General features: G+C 74.9%; 7 protein-coding genes. 2 read left to right on the top strand and 5 right to left on the bottom strand.

All coding sequences use genetic code 11. The annotated features are described in order from the left end of the window. Positions 1 to 34 precede the first annotated feature (34 nt). Positions 35 to 646: a YdcF family protein gene (locus tag DZG00_RS11260; protein WP_119455632.1), complete on the top strand. Its 612-nt coding sequence runs from the start codon at positions 35 to 37 to the stop codon at positions 644 to 646. Here DZG00_RS11260 and DZG00_RS11255 read toward each other — a convergent pair. The 5 genes from DZG00_RS11255 to DZG00_RS11235 all read right to left on the bottom strand — a co-directional run bounded on the left by DZG00_RS11255 (position 643) and on the right by DZG00_RS11235 (position 4645). Continuing rightward, complete coding sequence (locus DZG00_RS11255; RefSeq protein ID WP_119382560.1) at positions 643 to 1458, bottom strand: NAD(P)-dependent oxidoreductase; 816 nt, start codon at positions 1456 to 1458, stop codon at positions 643 to 645. The genes DZG00_RS11260 and DZG00_RS11255 overlap by 4 nt on opposite strands. A 43-nt stretch (positions 1459 to 1501) precedes the next feature. Continuing rightward, complete coding sequence (locus DZG00_RS11250; protein ID WP_119382561.1) at positions 1502 to 2281, bottom strand: IclR family transcriptional regulator; 780 nt, start codon at positions 2279 to 2281, stop codon at positions 1502 to 1504. Positions 2282 to 2308: 27 nt separating this feature from the next. Further along, the gene (locus tag DZG00_RS11245) at positions 2309 to 2893 is read right to left on the bottom strand and encodes an RraA family protein (RefSeq protein ID WP_119382562.1); all 585 of its coding nucleotides are present in this window, start codon (positions 2891 to 2893) and stop codon (positions 2309 to 2311) included. A gap of 44 nt (positions 2894 to 2937) precedes the next feature. After that, on the bottom strand, positions 2938 to 3216 hold the full coding sequence (locus DZG00_RS11240) for a hypothetical protein (RefSeq protein WP_119382563.1): 279 nt from the start codon (positions 3214 to 3216) through the stop codon (positions 2938 to 2940). 82 nt (positions 3217 to 3298) lie between these two features. After that, positions 3299 to 4645, bottom strand: a complete 1347-nt coding sequence (locus DZG00_RS11235) for a TRAP transporter large permease subunit (RefSeq protein WP_119382564.1) — start codon at positions 4643 to 4645, stop codon at positions 3299 to 3301. Positions 4646 to 4853: 208 nt separating this feature from the next. Here DZG00_RS11235 and DZG00_RS11230 point away from each other — a divergent pair. Next, a partial coding sequence (locus tag DZG00_RS11230) for a glycosyltransferase family 4 protein (protein WP_119455633.1) occupies positions 4854 to 5961 on the top strand: 1108 nt, incomplete at its 3' end.

The raw sequence follows: 5961 nt of genomic DNA, 5'->3' as shown, positions 1-5961 counted from the left end.
CATCGCACCGCCGCGCCGCCCGTAGCCTGGGCGCATGCGGACCCGCCGGATCGTCGTCGCCGCGTCGGCCGCGCTCCTCGCCGCGGTCGGCGCTGCGCTCCTCGCGAGCGAGGGGATCCACCGGCTCGCCAGCACGCGCGGCCTCGGCGACGACCCGGGTCGCGCCGACGGGCGGGTCGGCCGCGAGGCGGTCGTCGTGCTCGGCTTCGGCAACGCGGGGCCGCGCGCCAACCCGATCAACCGGTACCGCGTGCGCGCCGCCCTCCGCTCGATGGACCCGCGCGCGACCTCGACCGCGCTCGTCCTCTGCGGCGGATCCGTGATGGGCGACGAGCCGGAGGCGCGGATCCTCGCCCGCTTCGCCCGCGACGAGCTCGGCTACGCCGGCGCCGTCGTCCTCGAGGAGGCGAGCACGAGCACGCGCGAGAACGTCGCGAACGCGATCCCGCTGATCGAGGACGCCGACACGATCCGCATCGTCTCCGACCCCGTGCACGCGGAGGAGGCGCGCGGCTACCTGCGCGCCGCGCGCCCCGACCTCGCCGCGCGGCTCGCGCGCGCCGACGACTACCGCTTCGGCGAGATGACGTGGATGAAGCCGCTCGCCATCGTCGTCGCGCTGCTGCGGCGCGCGCGGCCGGCCTAGGCCCGGCCGGCCTGCCCCTGCTCCTGCCCCGGCCCCTGCCCCTGCGCCTGCTCGGCGGCGAGCCGCCCCAGGAACCGCGCGGACGCCTCCGACATCTCCGACGGCACTCCGAGCGCGCCGAGGTGCTCGACCACCGACTCCATCTCGTGGCCGCGCCGCACCGCGTGCTTGCGGCTGCCCGACTCGTAGCGCTCGATCTTCGCGGCCACGTCGCCCGAGAGCTGGCCCGCGATCTGCTCGCGCACCCAGTCCTCGCATCCGGCGGCGCGCCCCGCGGTGACCGCCTCGACCACGACGGCCGCGAGGCTCTTCATCAGCACGCTGCGGAGGAGCTTCCTGCTGGTCGCCTCCCCCGCCGGCCCGTCGATGCGTTCGACCTCCGCGCCGAGGGAGACGAGGTACGCCTCGACGTCCCGGGCGGCTGATCCGCTGACGATCGTCTCGGTGCGCGCGCCCTTCGTGGGCACGGGCCCGAGGATCGCGACGTCGGCGAAGCGCGCACCCGCGTCCTGGACGACGCGCTCGACGCGCGCCATCACCTGCGGCGACGCCGTCGTGAAGTCCGCGTAGACGGCGTCGGCGGCCAGGTGCGGGGCGGCGTCCGCGGCGATGCGCTCGCTGAGCGCCGCGCCCGTGAGCACGACCACGAGGTCGGCCCCGGCGACGGCGTCGGCCAGGGTCGCGGATCGCACGACGCCCTCCGGCGTGGTGGGCGCGGCCGGGTCGAAGCCCGACACGTCGTCGCCGTGGGCGGCGGCCGCCGCCGCGTAGATCGCGCCCGCTTCCCCGAGTCCGATGAACGCTGTCCTCATCGTGGATCTCCTCCTCTGCCGGGCGCGCGTCGCGACCCGGCGTCTACCGCTCCACGGCGGCTGCCGCTCGGCGCAGTTCCGGCACGCGCGCCTCGAGGCGCCCGCGCGTGATGGTCTCCGTGGGCCCGGAGGTCGAGATCGCCGCGACGACCTCCCCCGAGCGGTCGTGGATCGGGACGCTCACCGCGGCGACGCCCGTCTCCCGCTCGTCGATCGAGATGTGGAAGCCGTCCCGGCGCACCACGTCGAGCTGCGCCCGCAGCTCGTCGGCCGACACCGTCGCGCCGCCCGCCGTGTCCGTGCTCCCGATCCGCGCGAGCACCCGCTCGCGCTCCTCCTCCGGGAAGGCCGCGAGGATGTTCTTCCCCGCCCCCACGTGCAGCGGGAGCCGGCGGCCGAGCGGCAGCTGGTAGCGCAGCGGGTCCTCCCCGTCGACGCGAACCGTGAGGATCCGCTCCTCCCCGATCCGCACGTACAGCGACGCGGTCAGCCGCGTGCTGTCCGCGAGCTGCTGCAGCACGGGCCGGGCCCGGCCGCTCAGCCGGTCGGTCGTCAGGAAGCCGTTCGCGATCCCGAGGGCCGCCGGCCCCACGCGGTACTCGCCGTGCTCGACCGTCACCCAGCCGCGGCGCTGCAGCGACCCGAGGATCCGCAGCACGGTCGCGTTCTGCAGCCCGGATCCGCGGCTCAGCTCCACGAGCCGCAGCGGTCCGTCGCCGCGTTCGAGCAGCTCGAGCAGGTCCAGCGCCCGGTCGACGCTCCGGACGGTCGACGACGAGGTCTCCGCGGCGGTCGCGCGGCTGTCCGATGGGGTGTCTGGCATGTGCCCCATCGTCCCAGGCGGCGGGTGTCATCGCGCGGCGATGATCGAGGCCCGGGTCGCGGACTCGTCGGCGTGCTTCGCCTCGGCCCGGTCGGCGACCGCGGCGGCCTCGGCGGCGGGCACGACCGCGAGGCCGTCCGCGTCGCCGAGCACGATGTCGCCGGGCATCACGACCACGGTGCCGATGGCGACGGGGACCTGGATCCGGTACGGCCCGTTGCGGTACGGGCCCGCGGGGGTGACGGCGCGGGCGAAGGCGGGGAAGCCCATCTCCTCGAGGTCGTCGACGTCGCGCAGGGCGCCGTCGATCACGATGCCCGCGCAGCCGGCCGACCGCAGCCGCTCGCCGATCAGCTCGCCGACGAGCGCGCGGTCCCGCAGCCCGTGGCCGTTGACGACGAGCACGTCGCCGGGCTGGAGGCGGCCGATGGCCTCGTGGATCCCCGCGTTGTCGCCGCCCGCGACCTCGACCGTGAAGGCGGGGCCGGCGACGCGCGCGCCGCGCCACACGGGGCGGATCCCGGCGTCGACCACGCCCAGGCGGTCCATGGAGTCGCCCACGTTGGCGACGGGGAGGGCGGCGAGCCGCCCGAGGGTCGATGCGTCCGACATGACGTGCCTCTTCTTCCGGTGGGTGATGCGGTGGGGCGGGCCGCCTAGTCGGCGGGCTTCCAGCCGTGGACGTAGGAGAGCAGGAGCGTCCAGATCCCGAGCACCCCGGCGACGCCGAAGGTCCAGGGGCTGAGCGCGGCGGAGGCGCCGGTGATCAGGCCGCCGTCGACGACCACGAGGCCGACGACCTGCAGCAGCACGAGCACCGTGCCGAGCACGAGCATCAGCACGAGCAGGGCGACGAAGACGGCGGTCATCACGCGGATGGCGCGCAGGCGGGCCGGGCCGTGGGTGGTCTCGGCGGGGGGCTTCTCTTCCGACATCAGCTCCTCCTCGGGGCGGTCGTGCGGGCGGCATGGCGGGCGGGACGGGGATGCGCGGGGCGGCCGCGCGGGTCGACGGGCATCAGTGCGGCACCGGCAGCCAGCCGGGCCCGATGAGGGCGGCGATCACGAGGATCGGCAGCACGTACAGCACGATGAGCGGCACGAACGTCTTCACCGGGTTGACCTGCGCGATGCCGGTCGCGATGTAGATGGCCGACGCCCCGGGCGGCGACGCGCCCTCGGTCGACGCGGCGACGAGCACGACGCAGGCGGCGAGCACGGGATCCACCCCGGAGGCCACCAGCACGGAGAACCCGATGCCGCCGATCGTCGCGATGGTGGCGGTGGAGCTCAGCGGCCCCGCGACGAGCACCACCATGACGGCGACGATGATCGACATGACCACGGGCGACGCGTCCAGCCCGTTGAGCACGCTCGAGAGCTGCTCGGCGAGGCCCAGCTCGGTGAGCACGGCGCCGCCGGCGAAGGCGAACACGAGGGTCGCGCCGATGTCGCGGTAGCGCGGCGCGGTCTTCGCGACGAAGCCGTACCACTCGCGGCCGCTCTTGGGCAGGCGGCGCCAGCCGAGCGCTGCGGCGAACAGGCCGAGGAGGACGGGGATCCAGACGATGATGCTGATGGACTCCATCACCTCCTCGCCGAGCACGCCCGTGAGCGACTCGCCGGTCGGCCCGAGGGTGACGAGCACCGGGATCACGATCCCGAGGAACACCAGGAGCGACGACCAGCCCTGCCGGAACGACCGCCCGAACGGCAGGATGTCCGCGGCCGAGACCCGCCCGATCTTGTGCTTCCTGACGAAGTAGAAGACGACGACGAGCCGCCAGAGGATGCACCAGGCCGCGGCCGCGAACATCGCGAGCAGCAGCTCGTCGATCGAGACGTACGGCGCGACCGTGGCGGTGCCGATGAGGATGAAGAACGACGCGCTCGGCGGGATCACCGTGCCGTTGCCCGCGTTGCCCGCGATGAGCGTCGCGGCCACGTGCGGCGGCCAGTTCGAGCGCTTCATCCACGGGATCGCGACGGACCCCATGGTGGCGGCGTTGGCGGATCCCGAGTGGGCGACCGCGCCGAACAGCGCCGACCCGACGGTGGCCACGTACCCGGCCCCGCCGCGGAGGCGGCCGAGCAGCGAGTTGAGGAGGTCCACCTGCCGGTCGATCACCCCGGTGGAGGCGAGCAGGAAGCCGATGAACGTGAAGGCGAGCGCCGCGAAGACGATCTCCTGGTCGAAGGCCGCCTGCATCCCGGTGAGCACGAGGCGCGGGAACTCCCCGCCCCCGAACGCGCAGACGACGAGGAATCCGACGACCATCGCCTCGCCGATGCCGCGCTTCAGCGCGACGCTCCAGACGACGATGATCCCGATGTACGAGATGAGGGCCCAGACAGCCAACCCCATGTGTATCTCCGCTCTCCATTGAGTGGTGCAGTTCGCTGTGCGGACTGAAAGTTCGTTTTGATGAGCATGGGGGCAGCCGTCCGGGATGTCAAGGCGGACGCCCGTCGCCCTACCGGATCCGGCCCCCGCGCGGGCGATCCATCCCGAGCCCGTCCGGTCTCCCCAGGCCCCAGCGCGCGACGCGCCCGGACGATTAGCGTCGCCCGCGATGAACACGCTCCGCCCCCTCCTCGTGATGGACTACGCCTTCTCCTACCTCGGTGGGGCCCAGACGGCCGTCGTCCAGCAGGCGCTCGCGCTCGCGCGCGCGGGCCACGCGGTCACCGTCGCGGCACCCGACGCGACCTCCGTCCGCGAGCTGCACGGCACGGGCGTCGCCCTGCACGACGTGGCGCCCACCTTCCCCGTGCCCCTCCTCGGCCTGCCGCTCATCCGCGCCGACGCCGCCACCCGGCGCGACCTCGGCGCGCTGATGGACGCCGCCGGCACCGACCTCGTCCTCACGCACTCCGAGCACGGGCTGGCCGCGACGGCCCTGCGGCTCGGGCGCGAGCGCGGGATCCCGACCCTGCACACCGTGCACACCTTCTTCCTGCGCGGCCCGGCGTGGGGCGGGTTCCTCGCGCCCGCCGTCACGGCCGTGCACCGCGCGATGACCGGGCTGCCGGATCCGCGGGTGCGGCTGGCCCCGCGCCGTCTCGACAGCGCCCTCCGCGGCACGACGCTCGCCGCCTGCCGCGAGGCCGACCTCGTGCTCTCCCCCTCGGAGCACCAGGCCGTCGCCCTCCGGCGCGCGGGCCTGCCGGCCGTCGAGGTGCTGTCGAACACGAGCTGCACCGCGCGCGGGGCGTCGGCCGGGCTCCCCGCGAGCGGCGCGCTGCGGCTCGTCTGGGCCGCGCGGTTCGCGCCCGAGAAGCGCCTCGACGTGATGCTCGAGGCGATGGCGCTCGTCGCCGAGCGCTCCGGACCGGACGCCGTGCACCTCGACCTGGCGGGCGGCCGGCCGCGCGGCGCCGTCCCGCCGGTCGTCACGGTGCACGGCCGGGTGTCCACCGCCACGGTCACCGCCCTCCTCCGCGGCGCGCACACCGCCGTGATCACGTCGCTCGGCTTCGACAACCAGCCGATGATCGCGATGGAGGCCTTCGCGGAGGGCCGGCCGGCGCTCGTGAGCGACCCGGTCCTCGCCGCGGAGTTCGGCGGGGCGGCGATGCTCGCGGACGGCACGGACGCGGAGGGGCTGGCCACGGCGATCCTCCGGCTGGCCGCCGACCGCAGCCTCCTCGAGGCGCCGGCGCGCGAGGCACGTCGCCTGG

Source organism: Clavibacter lycopersici, from assembly GCF_003576405.1.
Taxonomy (GTDB): Bacteria; Actinomycetota; Actinomycetes; order Actinomycetales; family Microbacteriaceae; genus Clavibacter; species Clavibacter lycopersici.
Note: the sequence above shows the minus strand (reverse complement) of the source record. Positions and strands in the feature narration are given on the sequence as shown.